Source organism: Tunturiibacter gelidiferens (assembly GCF_014201335.1).
Classification (GTDB): domain Bacteria; phylum Acidobacteriota; class Terriglobia; order Terriglobales; family Acidobacteriaceae; genus Edaphobacter; species Edaphobacter lichenicola_E.
Window position 1 is genome coordinate 185,558 of the sequence record NZ_JACHEB010000008.1, and the last position, 21,636, is coordinate 207,193.

Here is a 21,636-nt window from a genome sequence, read left to right on the forward strand (position 1 = left end):
GTGATGTCAAGTGTCCGAATTGCCGACCGCGCAACAGGTGCACGCAAAAAAGGCCACTCCGTCAAGGAGTGGCCTTTTTGTGACTCTTTAGGCGATTGGTGCCTGGAGGGGGACTTGAACCCCCACGACCGGATAACATCTACAGATGTTATTACCGATTTCGCTCAATCGTACCGTTTAATCGGTGAGGTTCGAGGGGCGCGGCAAACTCTACAACCGTTCAGACCCCGATCCCGGCACCGAAGAATACGCAGCCGTTGGGGGGACGATCTTTGGTCTCACCGTCATCGCTTTTGTCAGCTCAGCTTGTATTCCTCCCTACGGACTCTCAGCTGAGACCGTTGGTTATTGGTTAGGCGGGTTCTTTTATGTTGGGGAGATAGAAGATTTCGCTATCCTGCGAGAGGTGCGGCCGGAGCGTGGCGATTCGTACTGGCGTGCTAGGTGCTGATACGTCCGCGTGCGGATGGCACTTTGGCAAATGCTTGCAATCAAGTTGCATAGTTTCAACCTAGCCCTCCCGCACAGCCTCGAATCTCACGACCGTTCGCGCTTTCTCCGGCCCATATTCAACATGCGCCCCGGCCGGAGTACATAGCCGAGGGCGTTTGCAGGATAATTTTGAGATCGAACCAAAACGACTGTTGGATTGCGTATCGAAGATCCATGCGCACCATCTCATCGAATGTAGTACGAGATCTTCCTTCGACCTGCCATAGTCCCGTCAATCCTGGCTTCAGTTCCAGCACTCTCCGTTTATGCCATGTCTGGTACCGTTCAAACTCATAAGGGAGAGGCGGTCGCGGTCCGACGAGGGACATGTCGTTCTTCAGTACATTGAAAAATTGTGGCAGTTCATCAAGACTAGTTTTTCGGAGAAATCTGCCCAGAGGAGTGATCCTGGGATCGTTGACAAGTTTATATATACCTGTCGACCCGGAAATATCGCCCGCTATAAGTTTCGCGACATATTCCTGATGAATCCGAGGGTCGTTATCCGTAGACATTGTTCGAAACTTATAAAACTGAAATTCTTTTCCATAACGGCCAACTCGTTTCTGACAAAACAGTACTGGTCCGTTTGATGTCAACTTCACAAGCAGGGCGATAATCGCGAACGCTGGAAGAAAGGCGAGAATCGCGAACAAGCTACCGCAGATGTCGAGGACTCTCTTGACAATCTGGCCCTTCCTAGGCGAGGCTTGTCTCCTTGACAGATCGGGATAGAGTACAAAATCGCCATCTTTGTCAGATGGTTTAGACGAATCATGCGGGAAGACGCGATAAGTAAGAGTCAGTTGCCGATATTTCTCAGGACTTACAGTAGTTTGCGCCGCAACTGAAATTTTCTCGATGATCGTGTTAATGGTCAAGGGATCAACCATACCGATCTCGGTCATAAGAAGTCCCAATGTTACGTCTCGTTCATACCATCCTAGAACATCTGTCTCTCTTGTCGTGGACGATATTGCATTCACCAAATTGCTAATCAGCATGCCACTAGACTCACCACGAAAGTCTGCACCACTTATGAGAACAAGCATGAATTGCTTACCAGAACGCTCAGTCCGTCGTCGTTCAAATCGAAGCATTTGCACAAAGGCCGCCTCCTGGATCAAGGCAAACTCGAGTCGCCTCTCAAAAGAGTTAGCAAAATCGTCTTCGTAAGGCTCATTCTTTATCCACGGTAACAATGCACGTTTCTGGGTAGCCATTCGACGAATCCTTAATTTCTCGGAATATCTAGCAATAATGATTGATACCCTGCCAGTCGGCAATTTATTGTATCTACGGTGCCCTATGCGGCTGAAGAACGATCGGTTCCAGCAACTGATCAATCAATCTCAACTGAGTCAGATTGATTGATCAACGAAATAGGAACGATAAATCTGCGCTCATTCTTGCAACGCAAAACGAATCCTTGCAGGCCCTCTAGCAAACCCGAACGCACCCTGATGCGATCTCCAACTTCGATGAAAGAGTAGGCTGGAGGGCGGCGCCTCCCTCCGGGCAGAGTTCGACTCCCTCTCTCTGAAGTGTCTACCGGTGCGGGTGCAGTGTTAATTGATAGCATCCGGATTACACCTCGAATTGCAAATGCCCTATTTCGGCCACTCGAATAGGAACATATCCGGTGAATAGGGTGCTTCAACCGCAGGCAGCTAAATGCCTCTCCAAATCGAGCGGGCTAAGATTTAGGCGACGCTTCGCGATGGTGACTTACAGACAGTCACTGTTGAAAATTCGGGATCCAACTGACACAACTTTATCTTTACTATCACTGCAAGCAATTGGAGTGCCAGCTAAAAATCATCTAGCCTTGTGTTTTTGATCCAGATTCGCACAGTTTTCCGTGGTTCTCGGCAGACCATTACCGGAGACCAGACAAATGCCTGGATTTATTCGGGTTAGACCACTGCCCCTTTACTGGTTTCGCAGCCGAAAGGACGTCTTCTACGTGAGTTCCAGCTAAGCCTGATCAACGTGGTCTGAAGATTCGCGAAATCTTAGGGAAGTTTTTGGAAGGATCAATCCGTGGACCACTTTCTGCATGAAAAAAGTGTGCAAAAGATTGTTCAATCTCTGCTCAGTTAGGAAAAGATGCCTTGAAAGATACGGCTAAAAGCTTCTTCAGTGCGAGTTGAGTTCGAACGTTTCAGGGAACTTTGGCCGAGTTGGCAAAAAGTATGGGGAAGAATCCGATGATGGGTAGGAAATATGCAGCGGACTTCACAATCCGTCACAACTCGATTCACAATCAAACTCTCGAAAGACGATTGCCAACTCTGTGTGACAAGCTCCCACTAAGGTAATACCTGATACAGCCCTACCATTCCATTCACAAAGTGATCGTTGACGTGGCAGTGAAATAACCAGATTCCTTCACTATCCGGCACCATGTCCGCTGTGACCATCGCCATGGGCCCAAGCGAGAGTGAATCCATCCTCATTTTGTTCCACACGACTGTATTTCCATGCCAGTGAGCCATGTGAATATCGTCTTCATTGCTGTTGGAGAGCAGGTACCAGCGAACATGTTCTCCTTTTCTCATTGTCATTAAAGGGATATTTGCTTCGATAAAGCCGTTAATTGAGTAAAGTGTATTTTGTTCGCGAAGCGCAGGATTGAGAGTTTTTGAACGGAGTGCCCTGATCTGCTTACCGGCGTTACCTTCGAAAAACCAGCTATCCGTTTCATCAAACAATGCGAAATCTGTTATGAACTCCCTGTCGACATCCTTTGGTGATCCGTCAGGTCGCGCCATACCCCGCCTCGTAATAATAATGGGGCCAATGAGACCAGTATTTATATCCGTAGACTCAACAAAGTGAGAATGATACATCCACAGTACTGAACTTTCGTCCATTGCCGCAGGCCCGCTCCGCTCCGGAACGGTCCAAAGATAAGTATAGGTTCCACCAGGCACAACCTTGTCGTCGGCCTTCACCGGACCGGAAGTTCCATCGGTATACATGGCCCCCTCTGCATCTTTCTTGTACTCTAAGCCATGTGGATGCAAGGTTACCGAAAGATGAGTGTTGTTCTTAAAGACGACCCGGATCGAGTCACCGACCTCTGCACGTATAAGCGGGCCTAGTATACCCAAATGTTCCCATTGCTGAGGACGAATCTTTACTGTCGAGAAGCTCCCATCGACGTATTCGTGGTAAACCGCTTTGTGGAAGACACGATGCCGCGGCGCTCCGCCAGACTCGTCTTCTGCGGACTCAGCATGGGGTAATCCAGCTAGATTCCGTCCGCGCGGCGTGTAGTCCCAGTCCACCTCGTCGGCCGCTATATAGTATGTGCGTACAATCCCAGGTCTTTCCTTCTCAGCTGTCAAGGCATCGTGTTTATTTTCAATTGGCGGTGACGGAACGGTCACATGCTTTTGCGCGTGAGACGGCATCTGCAGGGATTCCTGAGCCAGGCTCACAGCGGAAATAAATATTAAGGCCCAAACAAATGGGATTTCCCGATACTGACGTCTCAACACTCCATCTTTCCTTCCTGCCAGAGAAACTAAGGGATCGCTTCAAAACATGCAAACGGAAGTATGCGAGATCACGAGACAGCCACCCCGATTGCCATCCCAATACGACAAAGTACAGGTTAAACGAGCAATCTCAATCTCTGTGATTGCCGTAATTGCCGTAGTAAGAACTCCCGCTGATGGGAGAATCATTCAAAACCACTCCCCACAATTTGGATCCAAGTGCCGCAACACCCGGTGTGATCATTGATTTGTCCGTTTTGCCGGATCGTATCACCATGAGTGCCCCGTCTACATTCGCAACCACTTCCGGAACGTCTGCCATTGGAATAATCGGTGCGAAGTCAAGGATTATCCATTGAAACATGGTGCGAAGATCAGCTAGCAGCGGGGTCAGAGAAGAAGACGACAAGAGGTCTCCAGGCGTGATCATACGTTTTCTGACGCCCAATACATAAAGCGGGCAATCCTCTAATTGGCGAATGGACTGAGGAATCGTCCGTCTACCAGTTAATACGTCCTCAATCCCATCTTCTTCTACCGGACAGCCCAGGGTGGGAGCAACTCCTGGAGCCCTAAAATCCAAATCGACCAAGCATGTACGATGCCCCGCTACAGCCAGACTCCAGGCGAGATTTATCGAGGTTAGAGTCTTGCCTTCGCCTGGACTCGGGCTTGTAATCAACACGGCACCGCCGTTTGGGTGAAGGTTGATGAGTCGCCGACGCAGTATCTTATACTGCTCCACTGCAAGTCCTGTCGGGTCCGTCAAGAACACGAGGCGCGATTTTTCGCTCGGCCGAACCCTCACCGGTTGTCGGCTTGACGTCACCCGCACTGAAGCATTGTCAACCAAGCGAACGACGTTTGATGATTCTAGCCCCAAAATGACACTCATAGGATAGGCCTTACTTTCATCAAAAACATTACCAATACTGTGCATGCAATCGCCGATACTATCAACGTCTGGGCTGCAATTATTCGACCACGTCTAAGGTCCGTTTTGCTCACGATCGGCGGAATCGTGCCAAGCACGGGGATCTCGAACGGAAGCATTTCCCTCACTTCAACTTCCGACTTGATCGCGCCACTCAAAATATAGAGCCCTGTCGTTATTCCCGTTGGCAAAAGAACAGCTATTGCCAAAACACCCAACATAAACTTAATGCGCTTCGGTTTGATGGGTTTCTCAGGGGTTTTTGCGGTGTCCAGAATCGTGAACCGTTGTCCTTGCTGTTGTCGTTCAAGCTCCTCCGACATTCCCGCGGAAAGTGACTTGTCGAGAAGTGACTGGTAGTTCTGCTTCGAAACTTCGTAGTTACGAGTGAGTTCGGTAACCTGAGTCTCAAGAACCGGCACGGAATCAACTTTTTGTTGATACGATTGGATCTGCTGCTCTAGAGCAGCTTGCTGCTGTTTGCGTCGTTGTAACTCTTTATCGATGAGATTCAGACGGACTTGAGTGTTCGAGTCGTATGACTCGACGGAGTCTACAGGTGGTTCAGGGACGGTCGCCAAACGTGCATTTAAATTTTTAAGCTGTTCCGTGGCAACAATTACGTCGGGATAGGTATCTGTAAACTGCCGCCTCAGATTCCAAAGCTCGCTTTCGAGACGACGCTTCTCTTGCAGAAGGCGACCCCGCTCTGAAAGCGAAGATGCATCTCGTATGTCCGTCGGTCTCACTTGCGTTATCAAGATTCTCTCTTGGTCTAACCTGCTGATAGCGTCCGCATTGGTGAGGACATCGGCTTGTAATCGTGAAAGTGCCTGCAAATTAGCATTTACTTGATCTGGAGTGGCCCCTGAATGCCTCATCCTAAAGTTCTCAAGCTGACCCTCTTGCTCTTCAAGGCTTTTTCTCGCTTGCTGCAACTCGGATGATAGAAACTGAGAGGTGCCGGTAGCCTGCTGCTCTCGTACTCCGAGGTTCCAGTCAATAAAGCTTGAGGCAAGCTGATTTGCTATATTCGCGACAAGGAATCGATCCTGATCTTCGTATGAGATGCTGAAGCTGCTGAGCCCCTGGTCTGACGGAGTCAGTTTTAGCTCTATAGTCGTCTTCTGACGCATATACTCGGTCAGTTCTTCTCTTGACCATTTCTTGCGAAGCTCCGGATAGAGATTGTTTTTGTCAATTATTTCTTGCATTCTGGATGCGCTTAGTACTTGCTGAGTCAAGGTGTTCATTTGAGCATTAGGATCGGATGTAACCGTCGAAGTTACATAACGCTCGGGGATTTTCTGTGGATCTACCAGAATTGTGGTCTTGGCGCGATAGACGTTTGGCAACAGAGAAACTCCCATGATTCCGAAAACAGCAATCAAAAGAGAGCTCAGAAATACGGCGTGGCCGTGTTTTCCCACAGCAACTAGACATTGCTTAACCGAGACAGATGAACTGACTGCTTCAACAACCTGTTCTTGATTCATGGCTCCCCATAACGCAACGGCAGATATGTTTACTGGAAAATTTTGCCTGCACTAGGCGACCACGCTAGCGAAAACAGAGCTACGTTGCGATGGAAGCCGGCCTGTGCTGTGGCTCCTACATAACCGCGATAGCTGGAAGAAATGCTGAGCCCATGGTCCAAATTATAGCTATATACGCAGTCAAAATATTTGTTGTTGTAAGAATCTGTGACAGTCAGGCTGTTGCTACTAACGTAGCCAACATCAAAACTGAGGGTCCCTCTGGCCACGACTTGTCGCTGATATCCGCCGGATGCGCTGACCTGCCACAGTCCTGGGCCCAGATAGGATGTCGTTGGCTGACGGGCTCCCAATAGGTAGATCTGAGATTTTTCAGACAGCCTGGTACTAAAAGCCACGTCGTAAGAAAATCCTTGTTGGCTCCCACAGGATGAAGAACTGATTTGTGGGCCACCACTTATAGAAATAGATGTTTTCTCGCGAATTTGCCACCGAAGACCTACCCCCCCACCAAAGCTTGGACAATTGATGGCTCCGTAATAGTAGAAACCTCTCCCATAGACGAAGCCGGTAAGTATGGATGACAGGGCTCGATTGTATCTAAGGCTGGCTGATGCGATGCTGTTATTTTCGTTTAGACCCGAGTACTGGCTGAATGAATTTGCCAGGGAAAATTCAACCGAATCGCGTTCCGACTCTGTGTAGTCAGCAGTCCATCCGGCGTCGAAATATGTTACGGTCCCCGTATTCGGGATATACGAAGCGGTATTGGGACCGCTCCCAGGGACCCCACCCACGACGACTGTCTGCTGTGGTGCAAGGAAACGGGTAGAATCTTGTCCATAACTTCCTGCAGCCCTGAGATCCCATTTCCATCGTTCGTTTATATTTCTTAGAATCTCGATTGACCCAACGTGCAATGTCTGATTACTGTAAACGTTGGAACTGTAGCCGGTTATTGTAGGTTGATATTGGAGAATAAGCTGCGTTTTCGCTGAGTTTACCTGTATACCAAAATACGGGCTCAACGTATAAACTCCAGACGGCGTACCGTTCGCCAAGGAATTTGGATTGCTGTCCCACCCACCGGCGAGCGTCGTTCCAAGAAGTAGACGCGACCTTACAGTGCTATCCATTGAAATCAATCCTGAACCATTGAGTGCAGCGGCAAACTGGGTCGGTTGCTCTTCGCTATCTTTAGAACCCTGAAACGGAACCGCAGTGATAGCAACCTGCGGTTCGGGAGAAGATTGAGTGCTTGCGTTCGATTGTTCTCCGCCTTGGGCAACAAGGGGCCCGGCACCGAGTCCGGTAAACAGCGTCACTAGTAAGACAATGGGTCTCATGGAACAACGACCGTGTCGCCGGGTTGAAGATCAACATTCTGATGTTCATCACCGCGTAAAGCATTGACATAGTTGAATTTAATCCTCTGAACGTTTCCTTTCGCCCCGCGGAGAACAAATATTTCTTTGCGCTTTGCGAACGTGCTTAGTCCCCCAGCCTCTGCAATCAATTGAAGAACTGTTATTGGCGCGACCAAAGAGTATTCCCCCGGCTTAGCAACCTGTCCCATCACGTACACATGCCTACTGCGAATCTCAACCACGCTCACTGTTACTTCTGCACTCACAACGTAAGCGTTAAGCCTTGACGACAAACTCTGGGAAAGCTGATTCGCAGTCATGCCCGCGACATGGACGTCTCCTAACAACGGCAAGGATACGAAACCATCCGGTCCAACTGTTACCGTTTGTGAAAGATCCGTATTTTTCCAAACATTCACTCGAATTACATCTGCCACGCCAAGAGCGAATTGAGACGACTCCGCGGAAGCCCGCAAGTCGGCGGCCGTTACTACACCCGGATATCCTTCGCCCTGCGGCGTTATGGCCTTCGAATCAGAAGCGGCGACCTTTTGCGCTCGACCAATAGCCGCCGAGATACCCAAGACCGCCAGGATTGCACAAAACCGAATTAAGCTGTAAGGACGCATCTGCCGTGATTTACCTTGTAGCCCTGTAAAGAGCAAATACGTGGCCAAAGTTGAAATTTTCAACAATTAGCCACCCGCAACCCCCAAAATCAGCGCACCAGCACCGTTGATAAATCTGCAACCGCCTGCGCAGTGTGCATTTCCTTGTATCGCAGAATCCGCGATACTGTGAAGTTAGTGTTTGCTGCTTTCATCCAACTCCACTCAAAGGATCTGGCTAGGCCATCTATAGTCCACCGCTGCCGATACGTGCGGCGGACGTTCTACCCTCAACTAAGAAACAATTGGATGGGGCACTAAATGTGTGCAAAAAAGTTGTGAACAATTCCAATAAATTGCATCCGTCTCAAACCGATAGGCCCTCCACCGTCTCTCACTCACGCACGACGAAACTATCACAAGAATTCTCTTTTGTTCGAGCACGCATAGGGCCGATGCGAAGTGGCTAGGGCACCAATTAGCAAAAATGGACTATGGAATACTCTTTGTTGCCTCACTTTGGTCATTCGCATGCACAGTCATGTCTGCCGAGGACATATGTTCGAGATGCAAGGGCATAGACCGGTTGAGGTCCTTATAGGCGCCTCGCCGGCCATCCATCGAATTAGCGTGCAACTGCAGAAAGCAGCCATGACCGAAGTTCCCGTTCTTATCACGGGTGAAAGCGGTACAGGCAAGGAGCTTGCTGCGAGGCTGTTGCATGACATGAGTTCACGGCGAGCGCATAACTTCCTCAAAGTAATCTGTCCAGCCATTCCGCAACAGCTCTTCGAGAGCGAATTCTTCGGGCACGAACCAGGAGCTTTTACCGGAGCGAAGGAATCAAGAGCCGGCAAATGTGAGCAGGCTGATAAAGGCACACTATTTCTCGATGAGATAGGTGAACTGGACCTCGCCCTACAACCTAAGCTTCTGCACGCACTGCAAGATTTCCGAGTGGCGAGGTTAGGTGCAGTCAATGAACGCGCTATCGATATTCGCTTAATCTGCGCTACCAATCGAGATATTGAAGCCGAAGTAGCTAAGGGCGCATTTCGCAAAGATTTGTTCTATCGAATTAATGTACTTCGGATTCAGATGCCTTCCCTGCGTGAGCGTCCCTCTGACGTGCCCATTTTAATGAACCATTTCATACAGTTATACGCCGGAAAGTTCGGCGGAAGTCCAGCACCGTTGAGTGCTTCTTTGATGAAACTACTTGAGGAATACCAATGGCCGGGAAACATCCGAGAACTTGAGAACATAGCAAAGCGATATGTCGTGCTCGGCACGGAAGAACACATCTTGTCTTTAGTTAGGCAACCCGGAGAGCTCCGCCCTGAGGTGCCAGACATTATCGACCTTACGACTCCCCTGCGTGTCCAAACCAAACAGGCGGTTCGACATCTAGAGAAAAAAATCATATTGGGAGTGCTCGAAGCACATAAGTGGAACCGTAGAAAAACTGCCCGCTCGCTGGACATTAGTTACCGCACTTTGTTGTACAAAATTAAGGAAGCCGGTCTACCTGCGTCTCATTTGGCGAATTCCCACTGGACAAATCTTCCATTTCACGATCGCCACTAAGTTCTGAGAGCTACTGATTTCAGATAACCCTTTCAGGGAGGATTTGGAAGCCTACATGCTTCTGGTTGTGGCGGCCTCCAAGCGAGATCAAGTGATCGTGAGGTATCAATTCTGAGTGCGTTGAAAAGTATAGCGGGATATTGATCAATATGAGTGTGCAGAATTTTGTAACAGTATGACGCCCATTGCTCAGTTTACGCAGTTATAGGAGGAATAGTGATAAATGTAGGAGTTATTGGTTACGGATATTGGGGACCGAATCTCGTACGCAATCTGTTCGAGGTTTCGGAGACGAATGTAGTTGCGGTCAGTGACATGCGCCAAGACCGACTTGAACAGGTGAAGAGCCGCTACCCGTCAGTAGAAGTGTCCACGGATTTCCGTCATCTCCTTAATAATCCGAAGATTGATGCCATCGCGATCGCGACACCAGTTCACACGCACTATGATCTGGCATTACAGGCACTGCAACGTGGAAAGCACGTCATGGTGGAGAAACCGATGACATCCACTTCAGAGCAGGCTATACACCTCATAGACGAAGCCACCCGACGCAACCTCACGCTACTGGTAGATCATACTTTCGTTTACACCGGTGCGGTTCGAAAGATAAAAACCATCGCGGACTCTGGAGTATTGGGTGACATTCTCTACTACGACTCAACTCGAATTAACCTGGGGTTGTTCCAACGGGATGTCGATGTTATTTGGGACCTCGCTGTGCACGACCTGGCAATTATGGATTACATTCTTCCATCGGCCCCCACCGCGGTTGCGGCGACCGGGATCAACCACGTATTTGGTGGCACCGAAAATCTTGCGTATATTACGATGTTTTTTGATGAGAACGTCATTGCACACGTCAACGTTAACTGGCTTTCGCCGGTAAAAGTTCGCCGCACATTGGTTGGGGGCAGCAAGCAGATGATTGTGTACGACGATATGGAACCGAGCGAAAAGGTCAAGGTCTATGATAAGGGCATCACGGTGAATGGATCGGCAGATTCGCTCTATAAGGCCTTAGTGGGCTATAGGTCCGGTGACATGTTTGCTCCCCAATTGGACGTGTCTGAAGCTCTGAAGGTAGAAATACAGCACTTTGCTGAGTGCATCCGTACCGGAGCAGAGCCGATCACCGGGGGGCAGGCAGGTCTGCGAGTCGTTCGAATTCTTGAAAGTGCTTCTCTCTCCATGAAGCAACGAGGGAAACTCGTCCATCTTGCGCCGTCGGCGCATGCGCTGAATCGTGGAGCCGCCTGATGATGGGTGAAACTCAATCCAACTTAGGTGCATGGCCAGAGGGCGAAGGCCCTATTGTGACGGAGACAACGCCATTGTTGCGATTGCCCGAGTTCGGCCGAATTGCACCGGATGTCAGACTCGGAATAGGTGTACGGCTCTTCGGGTTCGTAAACCTTTATGGCTGTTCAATCGGTGACAACAGCAAAATTGGGACGTTCGTTGAGATTCAGAAGAATGCTGAGATAGGCAGGAACGTAAAAGTTTCGAGCCATACTTTTGTGTGTGAAGGGGTCAAGATTGAGGACGATGTCTTCATCGGCCACAATGTGTCATTCATAAACGACAAATATCCTCGCGCAACCAGCGAGAGCGGCGAGTTACAAACGGAAGCGGACTGGCAAGTTAGCAGAACAATTGTAAAACGCGGCGCATCAATTGGCACGAGCTGCACAATTTTGTGCGGGGTTACGATTGGGGAATTTGCCATAGTTGGCGCCGGTAGTGTCGTTACTCGCGACGTTCCCCCGAACACCGTGGTCGCAGGCAATCCCGCTCGTACTTTGAGGCAACTGGAGGGGAAATGAAGGTTCCTTTTGTAGACCTGAAGTCGTTGCATTCTGACATCAAAGACGATCTCCGCGAGGTATTTGATCGCGTTCTAGATAATTCAACCTTCGTGTTAGGGCCAGAGGTCCAGAGATTTGAGCAGGAGTTCGCGACTTATTGCGGGACGGAGCACTGCGTTGCATTGAATACCGGAACCGCAGCAATTCACTTGGCTCTCGCGGCACTCAATATCGGACCCGAAGATGAAGTCGTCACCGTCCCGCATACCTTTATCGCGACTGCCGAGGCCATCACAGCCGTTGGAGCCAAGCCCGTATTTATTGATATCGACCCGGTCTCTTTCACAATGGATCCGGCTCTCCTTGAGGCAGCCATCACGCCTAAGACGCGTGCCATCATACCAGTAGATCTGTACGGTCAGATTGCCGATATGGATCCCATACTTGAGATTGCAAATCGCCATGGAATTCCGGTAGTTGAAGATGCGTGTCAAGCTCACGGAGCGGAATATAAGGGTCGTAAAGCGGGAGCATTTGGTATCGCAGGGTGTTTTAGTTTCTACCCAGGTAAGAATCTTGGCGCCTGTGGCGAAGGCGGTGCCGTAACTACCAACGATGCTGAACTCGCCCAACGCATTCGCCTGTGGAGAGATCATGGCTCGGCGAAGCGATACGAACATGTTTTCCCGGGACTCAACATGCGAATGGAAGGAATTCAAGGCGGAATTCTTTCCGTGAAGCTTAAGTATCTTGATCGTTGGAATGACCAACGGCGTGAAGCGGCAGTCAGATACAACAGTGCGCTCGCCCATACCGATATTGAGATTCCAACCGAGTTGGGTTACGGACGGCACGTCTATCATCTTTACGTCATTCAGTCCGACAACCGCGACGCTCTCCGTCAACAGCTAACAGCAGCCGGAATCGAAACCGGATTGCACTACCCGACGCCATTACATCTCCAGGAAGCCTACCGGTTTCTTGGCTACAACAATGGTGATTTTCCGGTCACGGAGAAGGTGAAAGACCGTATTCTTTCGCTTCCGATATACCCCGGCATCCACTCCGAAGCGGTGGAATGGGTTGCCTCTGAACTTCGAGAGAGTTGCTATGTCGGTTGACCATCCATCTGAAAGCGTTTCGACAGTGAGGACGGTGCCCGCCGTATTTGGGAGCAAGAAGGTTGTGCCTGATTCGGCATGGGAGTGGGATTTTGCCGCGCATCTAAAGCAAACACACACTACACTCGAGCTAGTTGCCCTGTATTCTCGATATCGCGACGAGGAAGGACCTTTTGAGTCCCAACTAAGACGAGTGATATTTCGCGCAATGTGCCGAACAGCTGGACATGCTCTCCAGATAGGCCCTGGAGTTGTCGTGAAACATCCAGAGACCATGGAACTGGGAGACGCGGTATTCATAGGTGCCCAATCGATGATTCAAGGACGTTTTGACGGAACGTGCCGCATCGGCAACCATGTCTGGATTGGCCCTCAGTCTTATTTCGATGCCCGGAATCTGGTTCTGGAAGACTATGTAGGGTGGGGGCCTGGAGCAAAAGTGCTCGGCTCCTCTCATACGGGACATCCAATCGACGTACCAATCATCGCAACTGAGCTGAGCATAAAGCCTGTCGTGATAGGCTACGGAGCAGACATTGGTACAAATGCAACAATTCTCCCGGGTGTTCATGTCGGAGCTCACTCCATGGTAGGCGCTGGGGCAGTTGTCAACTTAGATGTTCCGGAATATGCAGTCGCGGCCGGAGTGCCCGCGCGAGTAATCCGGCATCGAAAAACGTAGTCCCACGGCAAGCATCGGATTAGAAACTAGTACGAAACGGTCAACAAATCAGGCCGCCGCCGTTCAGCCGCACAGTCGCAAGAAAGGATTGAATGAATCCGATTCAAGGAACAAAGATACTAATCACCGGCGGTGCAGGATTTGTCGGGAGTACGACCGCAGACCAGCTGTTGGATGCTGGTGCAGCGGAAGTTCGCATCCTCGACAATCTTGTCCGCGGTAACATGAGGAATCTGGAAAGCGCTAAAAAAAAAGGTGATGTTGTCGTCATCGAAGGTGACATTCGTGACACTGATGCGGTGGATAACGCGGTAGAAGGCGTCGACTATGTTTTTCACCAGGCTGCACTGCGTATCACTCGCTGCGCCGAAGCGCCCCGCGAAGCTATTCAGGTTTTGATCGACGGCACCTCAAATGTTCTTGAAAGCGCGGTTCGCCACAAAGTCAAGAAGATCGTCGCAGCATCCTCCGCCTCTGTCTACGGTGATCCTTCGTATCTCCCAATGGACGAAAATCACCCATTTAATAACCGAACTCTATATGGAGCCGGCAAGATCGCCAACGAGCAAATGCTGCGCGCGTATTACGAAATGTTCAAACTGCCGTACGTTGCTTTTCGCTATTTCAATATCTATGGACCTCGCATGGATATTGATGGCGTCTATACCGAAGTACTAATCCGTTGGATGGATGCTATAGAAGCTGGGCAGCCACCAAAGATCTTCGGGGACGGATTGCAGTCGATGGACTTCGTTTACGTGGAAGACGTAGCTCGCGCCAACGTCGCAGGTTTGGTTGCTGACGCAACTGACGAGGTTTTCAACGTAGGCATGGGCGTCGAAACAACATTGAACACGCTCTGCCACATGTTGTTAAAGGTTTCTGGCTCGAACCTCAAGCCCGAATATCACGAGGCCAGAAAAGTAAATAACGTCCGGGCGCGACGTGCAACCACCGAGAAAGCTGAGAAAATGCTCGGCTTCAAAGCCAACGTTGACCTCGAAGCTGGTCTGAAATTGTTGATCGAATGGCGTGAGCAAACTAGGTCAGAATTGGCCAGTGCAGTTGGAGGTACAAGATGAGTGTTCTTTCAATTCCTGTCAGCGCAATGATTCCGGTCGCTCGTCCCTATATTGGCTCAGAGGAAGAGAAAGCCGTTATTGATGTGCTTCGGTCGGGGTGGGTGACACAGGGACCCCGTGTCGCCGAATTTGAAGAGAAATTTTCGAGTTATATCGGCTGTGATTATTCGGTAGCTGTCTCTTCCTGTACGACTGCACTCCACCTCGCATTTATGGCTATCGGCGTTGGTCCGGGGGACGAGGTCATTTGCCCCAGCCTTTCTTTTATCGCGACTGCTAACTCAATCACCTACACCGGCGCGACCCCCATTTTTGCCGATATCGATCTCTCGACTTATAACATCGACCCCGCCCGGCTTGAAGAAGTCATCTCGCCACGTACCAAAGCCATTCTGGTTGTCCACCAGATTGGACTTCCGGCAGAGATGAATGAGATTCTGGCTGTCGCGAACAAGCACGGACTGGTTGTGATCGAAGACGCCGCCTGCGCAATCGGCTCCGAGTACGACGGAAAACTAATCGGCAAACCTTTGGGCACAATGGCCTGTTTTAGCTTTCACCCCAGAAAAATCTTGACCACGGGCGAAGGGGGCATGATTACCACTAGTAATGCAAAGCTCGCTGAGCGACTTCGCCGTCTCAGACAGCATGCCATGAGCCTATCCGATGTCGTCCGCCACAATGCGACGCAAGTCAGTTCTGAGACATATGACGAGGTAGGCTACAACTTCCGCATGACAGACATGCAAGCGGCTATTGGCATAACACAACTCGGTCGTCTGGCCAGTTTCCTGGAGCGCAGGCGCTACTTTGCTGCGCGTTACACTAAAGCTTTGCAGAACCTCCCGTGGGTTCAAACACCCGTCGTTCCAACGAATTGCCGCCCTAACTACCAATCCTACATGGTGCGTCTGACGGGAGACTCTGCTACCAAGCGTGACGCAATTATGCAGAATCTACTGGAAAAGAAGATCTCCACCAGGCGGGCTATCATGGCGACACATCGCGAGCCCCCCTATCGCTCAGCGCACTGGGAGAGCCGCTTACTTCAGACAAACCTCGCCTGCGACACAGCACTCATCCTTCCCCTCTTCCATCAAATGACCGAGTCTGAGCAGGATTACATTATCGAGGCGCTCCGAACCTGCTAGGCGTTGAAAGTTCAACTGAACAGAGGATGCCTCAATGGGCGGGGCGCCCTCAACTTTCACAGGCACCCTCTGTCGGCGGATTATTGCCGCTAAGCAACTGAACTCGTCACCCTCATCTTGAAGTGAAATTCAGCCCAGTCACATTCGCCGATGTGACCGTGGCCGGTTTACTCGGTGGAGTATACACATGACCGGATTTAGTAGGAGTGACGGTATATGACCCTGCTTTGACTCCAGTAAAGGTATAAACTCCGGAGGCGTTGGCTGTTACGGTAGCTGTCGCTGCTCCGGTTAGTTTTACAGTTGCTCCGGACCCGCCTGCTCCGGTGATCGTGCCGGAGATCGTAAAGGTTTGCGCGGAACTGAAGTTTGCAGTGATGTTCGCACCGCTGACTGTCACGGGTTGGGTTGCTGGCGAGAAGGCAAAACCAGTCTTGCTCGGTGTAACGGTATACGATCCGTTCGTGACAGTGAAACTATAGACCCCTGAGGCACTCGCAGTAGTCGTAGCCGTCGCCGCACCTGTAAGGCTAACCGTCGCTCCATTGCCGCCAGTGCCACTAATCTTGCCACTGATCGTAAACGTCTGCACCGAATTGGCAGCAAAGTTGATGGAAAGATTGTGCGCTCCGTTGAGTATAACCGGCAGACTTCCGGGATTGAAGACAAATCCTGATCTGCTAGGCGTAACCGTATAGCTTCCGTCGGTGAGTCCACTGAAGCTATAGTTCCCAAATGAGTCCGAAGTCGTGGTTGCCGTCTTCGCGCCACTTAAAGCGATAGTCGATCCCGCGGCAGCAGCGCCCGTGATTACACCCCCGATACTGTGCGTTGTCGTGCTGTCATAGATCACATCGACCCAATAGTTAGTGGCATTATAACTACTACTCGGAAACACGCTGGTGGACGACTGCGTGTAGACGCCATTCTGTCCATCCACTCCAGCAGCCAGCGCATGCAGAGGTGGGCTATCGATCCCCGCACTCACAAAAAACGAATTGTCATCCGAGTAGTGTCCAACTGGCGCAAAGTAGGAGGCGATGTACGTCGTACTCGCGCTAACCGGTACCGGATTCGCGAACATTACCTGCTGCCATCCGGAGGCACTCTCATTCACGAACGTAGCCGTGGAAAGAGGATTGCCAGTGCCTGCGTTAGCCCATAGATTTCCTACATGGGTGCCGGTGTTAGCGGCGCCCTTGTAGAAGCGAACACCAAGCACATATCCGTCCAAATCCGTCCGGAACTTCACGCCAAGTTCATAAGACTGTGCATCGCCTGAATCGATAGTGCCTGGCAACGTTGACGGCTGCCAGATCGTATTGCAAGGGCAGTTCAGCGGTACAGCAAAGTTGACGCCCGTTACACTGGACGAAGCTATCGTCACGTTTTGATTGCCTGGGACGAAGACTGCGTTAGTAAGGCTTGGAGTAATTGTGTAGGAGCCTGCAGCTATTCCGTTGAGGGTATAGTTTCCAGAAGCGTCCGCCGTCGTGACTGCGTTGATTGCCCCATTCAGCGTGACGGTCGCCCCCGCACCATTGGCAATGGTTCCGCTGATGCTGACGCTGACAGCCTGAGCGGCTGCGTATACAACATCTACCCAGTAGTTGGTTGAAGAATAAGTACTGTTCGGAAAACCACCGCTTTGGCTGGAGGTGTAGAGATAGACCCCATTTGGCCCGTCAGCACCATTGACCAGCGCGTGAAGCGGCGGACTATCAGTCCCCGCAGTTGCAAAATAGTTCGTATCCGCGGAGTAGTGTCCGGAGGGGGCGTAATAAGACGCAATATAAGTGGTATTTGCCGATATTTGGACAGGCGTTGAGAAAGCTACTTGCTGCCAACCCGAGCCGGTTTCATTGCTGAACGTCGCACTAGCCAACAGAGCACCAGAACTGCTCCACAGGTGCCCTATGTGAGTACCACCATTTGTGCTTGCCTTGTAGAATCTTAAAGCAATAATCGAGCCGGCTGCATCAGCTCTAAACTTAACACCCAGTTCGACTGGAGTTGTGTCATTGCTATCTATCAGGCCAGGCGCTACCGAAGGCTGCCAGATCGAACTGCAATTGCACAACTGTGCCGTAAAGTTCGCGCTGGTTACACTCGTCCCCGATAGCGTAACTGACTGTGAGTTTGGACTAAAGATAAAACCGAGTTCAATAGGTGTGACACTATATGTCCCACTCAATAGGCCACCGAAGGAATAGTTCCCTGACGAATCGGCCGTGGTTGTTGCTGAAGCAGCTCCCCCGAGAGTTACTATCGCACCAGCGCCTCCGGTAATCGTTCCAGAGATAATTAATGGATTGGTTGGTGTGGCTGTAAAGTTCACACCAGTAACAACAGCGTTGTTGACTGTGACCGGTCGACTAGTCGGAGTAAAAGTGACACCTGTTCTGCTCACAGAGACCGTATAAGTCCCGTTGACCACGTTACTAAAACTATAGTTGCCGGACAGATCTGCCGTTGTACCGATCGTTTCGGTGCCGGTTAGGTTGACCGAGGCTCCTGCGCCGCTGGAGCCGCCGATTGTCCCGCTTATGCTGTAAGTACTCGACGAGGTGAAAACAACGTCGACCCAATAGTTAGTCGAGTTAAAACTGGACGTCGGGAATCCTCCTGGTGTTCCAGAGGGAGGGTAGAAATAGACCCCATTTTGACCGTCGACTCCACTCTCCAAAGCGTGGAGTGGAGGATTGTCGATGCCTGTCTGTGCGAAGAAATAAGAGTCCGCCGAATAGTGTCCTGCAGGAGCATAGTAGGAAACAACGTAGGTTGTATTCGCCGTTACTGGAATGGGGGAAGCGAAGTTAGCCTGCTGCCAGCCAGAAGCTCCCTCTCCGGTAAAGGTAGCTGTCCCCAGCAATGTGCCTGAGCTGGACCAGATGTGTCCGATATGGTTTCCTGTGTTCTTCGCTGCCTTATAAAACCGGACACCGATAATCGAACCGTTGCTGTCCGCACGAAATTTGACACCCACTTCCACTGCGTTAGAATCTCCGCTGTCGGCAGTCGTTGGAGTGCTCGGGGAACTCCAGATGTCGCAAGGACATGTCTGAGGCTGAACATTGACTGTGATTCCGTTACTAGGTATCTCCAGGTTTGCACTGTCGTCAACGGCACGGCTTAGGAGCGTCGTCGATGAGCCTATAACGGACGGGGTCCACGTGTAGCTCCAGGTACCCCGGCCCGTGGCTGGATGCCAAGTAGTACCGCCATCCGACGAAAACTCAACGCCCGCTACAACTCCTCCGGAGTCGCTTGCCGTTCCGGTTACCGTAACGCTGCTGCCTGTATTGATCGTCGAACCAGCCGTCGGAAAAGTGATCGTAGATGTGGGAGGGGTCGTGTCGGTTGAAGCGGTGGCTGGACCGATCCCGGGCTGCAAAGTCGTAGGTTGAACTCCCATATCCGCAAACAGGTTTACCGTAGCCTGTTGCATATTCGGATCAGGGTTCGGATTTTGGTAATTAAACGCATTATCATGGTTGCTATTGAGTCCCCAGGACCAATTGATTGTTCCAGAGTTAAAAACGAGAGAACCGCTGGGAGCTCGATATAGCATCATGTGGTGCGTTGCCGATCCGGCGCCATAGGTTGCGCCGTAATCCAACAAAAGATCTGTGGTCAGCGTGTAGGTCGAAGTAGAAAGATGAAATGCGCCCGCGGGCCGAAACCCGTTGTCTACATCCTCATCCCATTCATAGCCGAGAGATCCAGTTGGGAGAGTATAAGTTGCATTTGAAGCAAGGCTCGCAACGGCTGTATTACGCCAGAAGCGCATCTTTCCGTCGGCAGAAGGCACCTTCATTGTGAGATTGCCTTCGTTATCTACCCCAGTGCCGTTGACCATGAACAGAGTTCCAGTAACAGCGTTTTCTGGCTCGTACCCGTCTGAAGGTGGACCAAACGTCGGATCTCTCCATGTGCCTGTCGAAGTCGGTGGATCGCTTGGATCTATCTTTGCGAACGCGAGCGTCTCCTTGTAACAGACCAAAGTTCGATTGGGAGTATTCGTGCCGTCTATACTATTTTCCCAGCGCGTCTTCCAAAACATTCCATTACCCGTGAAGAAAGCAAGACTTACACCGGCATCCCGGGCAGCTTGGACGTTCGCGCGGCGAGCCGCGGACCAGTACTCGTCGTGCCCGGAGTCCATCCAAATCTTGTGGTTTTTGATAAGCGATCCACTTCGCGCACCGTCCACAGCAGTGAAATACGTCACGTCGTACCCGTTCTGCTCAAGCCATTGAATCATTGGAAACTCGGGACCGAACAACCAAGTGTCCGACTCCTGTTGGAAGCCCCTGGTCAAAAATGGACGGTTATAGCTTACTTTGAAGACACGACTCGTAAGATCAAACTGCGGTGCCGCCGCACCATAGAGACTGCCTGAGCCGTAGTAGTTGTAAGCCTGCCATGTTTCGTCGGAAGTTTGATACAGGATCGCTGAATGACTCGAATCATTTCGCACAACGAAGACTATATGGCTATCTCCGCCTGTATCGGTACGAGTGAGGTGCGCAAAGTAGACGCCCGAAGTGGCAGTTGCAGGCACCTGCCACGACGCGGATACTGCCCAGTTACCGCAGTCCGTTAGACCCGTGTTTGCATCGGTCAAGCAAGCTGGCTGAGTCTGTGGCAGAGTCGTGGACGGCGTAATCGAAGCGACCTTACGTGCGCCCAGACCGCCGTAGTAACCAATCCGGTAAATATCTATCGTATACGCCCGGGCAGGAGTGTTTATCTTAAAGGAGACCGTGGATCCCTGATTGACACTTATATCGGTGGCGAAACCCTGAATCGTCAGGTCTCCGGCCGATCCGGGGCCTGTGTCCCATTCACTTGCAGGATTTCCTGTCAAGCAGTTCTCGGCCACGATTGCATTCGCTGGATTAGTGCATTGCGAGTGTGCATTTCCCACCACGCCGAAGAAGGCACATAATATCATTCCGAGGCGTATTGCCTTGGCGTTTCTTAACAGTGACCGCAATGAGTTGAACATGAATGCCTCACTTACCTGGGGGCTTGCCACCAGAATTCGACTTATAGATTCCTCTACTGTGTGCCTGAGCGAGAAACACCTTTGGCGAGCGCCCCTGGGCGGATGTTTTCATTCTGGAAAACTCAATCATTCGCATTGCTTTTCAAGCCTATTACCCATTCCGCACATCGCTAACCTAACGAATCGTTTTTAGACAAACCTCTTCGCTCGCACATGACTCAGAGCGTGGCCGGCTCTGACGCAACTCGAGAAAGTCTCATCCTTCCGTGCACGTTGTGTGCCGAATTGCATTTAGCTACTAACCTTTAGGCGAGTCGCTGTAGGGTGCGCACTATCCTGCACATTTCTTACAGTTTTTGAGCAATATTTGACACGACCCTGCACGTTAGAGTCATTGATACCCATTAATCCAGCCTGCAATCGCTGCAAGATTTGGCGATGACATCGGGCGACAGTTGCTGGCTCTCCGTTGTTTTGGAAACCTTATTTTCATGCGAGCGCGACCCGATCATTGCATTTTCGGAATGGCCGCAAGTAGATAGATAGCAATAAGTAAGAGGGATAGTCTTCTGGCCGAATAGCCAAATTAGTTACACAGTCACATAGTCGATCATGAATCGACCTGCGCTACTTGTTTATCAACCTCAGGAGGGTTCAGCGGAAGGTAGACGAACAAGATCGCGGCTTTGCTCGAATTCTCCACGCTTTGGATCGGAGACCTGTTCATCTAAACGGTCACTCCCGACGAGTTGTCATTCGAAGTGTGCAGAGGACTGCTTTTTTGTGCACAA

The 21,636-nt window shown here is 50.8% G+C and carries 14 protein-coding genes; 7 read left to right on the top strand and 7 right to left on the bottom strand.

Going from position 1 to position 21,636, the window contains the following annotated elements; translation table 11 throughout:
* Positions 1 to 569 precede the first annotated feature (569 nt).
* From HDF14_RS16980 to HDF14_RS17005, 6 genes are all read right to left on the bottom strand, one after another.
* A complete protein-coding gene (locus tag HDF14_RS16980; protein ID WP_221304745.1) occupies positions 570 to 1,715 on the bottom strand; it encodes a sugar transferase in 1,146 nt (381 codons plus the stop codon).
* Positions 1,716 to 2,804: 1,089 nt separating this feature from the next.
* Positions 2,805 to 3,998 carry a multicopper oxidase domain-containing protein gene (locus HDF14_RS16985; protein ID WP_313899610.1) on the bottom strand — a complete coding sequence of 398 codons (1,194 nt, stop codon included), beginning with the start codon at positions 3,996 to 3,998 and terminating at the stop codon, positions 2,805 to 2,807.
* A gap of 130 nt (positions 3,999 to 4,128) precedes the next feature.
* On the bottom strand, positions 4,129 to 4,938 hold the full coding sequence (locus HDF14_RS16990; protein ID WP_183978935.1) for a CpsD/CapB family tyrosine-protein kinase: 810 nt from the start codon (positions 4,936 to 4,938) through the stop codon (positions 4,129 to 4,131).
* Positions 4,890 to 6,428, bottom strand: coding sequence for a GumC family protein (locus HDF14_RS16995; RefSeq protein WP_183978937.1), 1,539 nt, complete (start codon positions 6,426 to 6,428; stop codon positions 4,890 to 4,892). The genes HDF14_RS16990 and HDF14_RS16995 overlap by 49 nt, the downstream gene beginning before the upstream one ends.
* Before the next feature lie 29 nt (positions 6,429 to 6,457).
* Complete coding sequence (locus tag HDF14_RS17000; protein ID WP_183978939.1) at positions 6,458 to 7,774, bottom strand: hypothetical protein; 1,317 nt, start codon at positions 7,772 to 7,774, stop codon at positions 6,458 to 6,460.
* The gene (locus tag HDF14_RS17005; RefSeq protein WP_183978941.1) at positions 7,771 to 8,487 is read right to left on the bottom strand and encodes a polysaccharide biosynthesis/export family protein; all 717 of its coding nucleotides are present in this window, start codon (positions 8,485 to 8,487) and stop codon (positions 7,771 to 7,773) included. Before HDF14_RS17005 ends, HDF14_RS17000 begins: the two co-directional genes overlap by 4 nt.
* Positions 8,488 to 8,970: 483 nt before the next feature.
* On the opposite strand from HDF14_RS17005, the gene HDF14_RS17010 reads away from it, so the two are divergent.
* The 7 genes from HDF14_RS17010 (at position 8,971) to HDF14_RS17040 (ending at position 15,834) form a co-directional block, all read left to right on the top strand.
* Positions 8,971 to 9,990, top strand: a complete 1,020-nt coding sequence (locus tag HDF14_RS17010; protein ID WP_260698357.1) for a sigma-54 interaction domain-containing protein — start codon at positions 8,971 to 8,973, stop codon at positions 9,988 to 9,990.
* A 216-nt stretch (positions 9,991 to 10,206) separates the two neighbouring features.
* A complete protein-coding gene (locus HDF14_RS27235; protein ID WP_313899611.1) occupies positions 10,207 to 11,250 on the top strand; it encodes a Gfo/Idh/MocA family protein in 1,044 nt (347 codons plus the stop codon).
* Positions 11,250 to 11,816, top strand: coding sequence for an acyltransferase (locus HDF14_RS17020; RefSeq protein ID WP_183978945.1), 567 nt, complete (start codon positions 11,250 to 11,252; stop codon positions 11,814 to 11,816). Before HDF14_RS27235 ends, HDF14_RS17020 begins: the two co-directional genes overlap by 1 nt.
* Positions 11,813 to 12,919, top strand: a complete 1,107-nt coding sequence (locus tag HDF14_RS17025; RefSeq protein ID WP_183978947.1) for a DegT/DnrJ/EryC1/StrS family aminotransferase — start codon at positions 11,813 to 11,815, stop codon at positions 12,917 to 12,919. Before HDF14_RS17020 ends, HDF14_RS17025 begins: the two co-directional genes overlap by 4 nt.
* A 313-nt stretch (positions 12,920 to 13,232) precedes the next feature.
* The gene (locus HDF14_RS27620; RefSeq protein WP_260698360.1) at positions 13,233 to 13,601 is read left to right on the top strand and encodes an acyltransferase; all 369 of its coding nucleotides are present in this window, start codon (positions 13,233 to 13,235) and stop codon (positions 13,599 to 13,601) included.
* A 92-nt stretch (positions 13,602 to 13,693) separates the two neighbouring features.
* The gene (locus tag HDF14_RS17035; protein ID WP_221304746.1) at positions 13,694 to 14,683 is read left to right on the top strand and encodes an NAD-dependent epimerase/dehydratase family protein; all 990 of its coding nucleotides are present in this window, start codon (positions 13,694 to 13,696) and stop codon (positions 14,681 to 14,683) included.
* Positions 14,680 to 15,834 (top strand): DegT/DnrJ/EryC1/StrS family aminotransferase, encoded by a 1,155-nt coding sequence (locus HDF14_RS17040; RefSeq protein ID WP_183978951.1) that lies wholly within the window; start codon positions 14,680 to 14,682, stop codon positions 15,832 to 15,834. The genes HDF14_RS17035 and HDF14_RS17040 overlap by 4 nt, the downstream gene beginning before the upstream one ends.
* Before the next feature lie 112 nt (positions 15,835 to 15,946).
* Here the strand turns inward: HDF14_RS17040 and HDF14_RS17045 are convergent, their stop codons facing one another.
* Positions 15,947 to 20,704: a DUF4082 domain-containing protein gene (locus HDF14_RS17045; RefSeq protein WP_183978953.1), complete on the bottom strand. Its 4,758-nt coding sequence runs from the start codon at positions 20,702 to 20,704 to the stop codon at positions 15,947 to 15,949.
* Between the last annotated feature and the right edge of the window lie 932 nt (positions 20,705 to 21,636).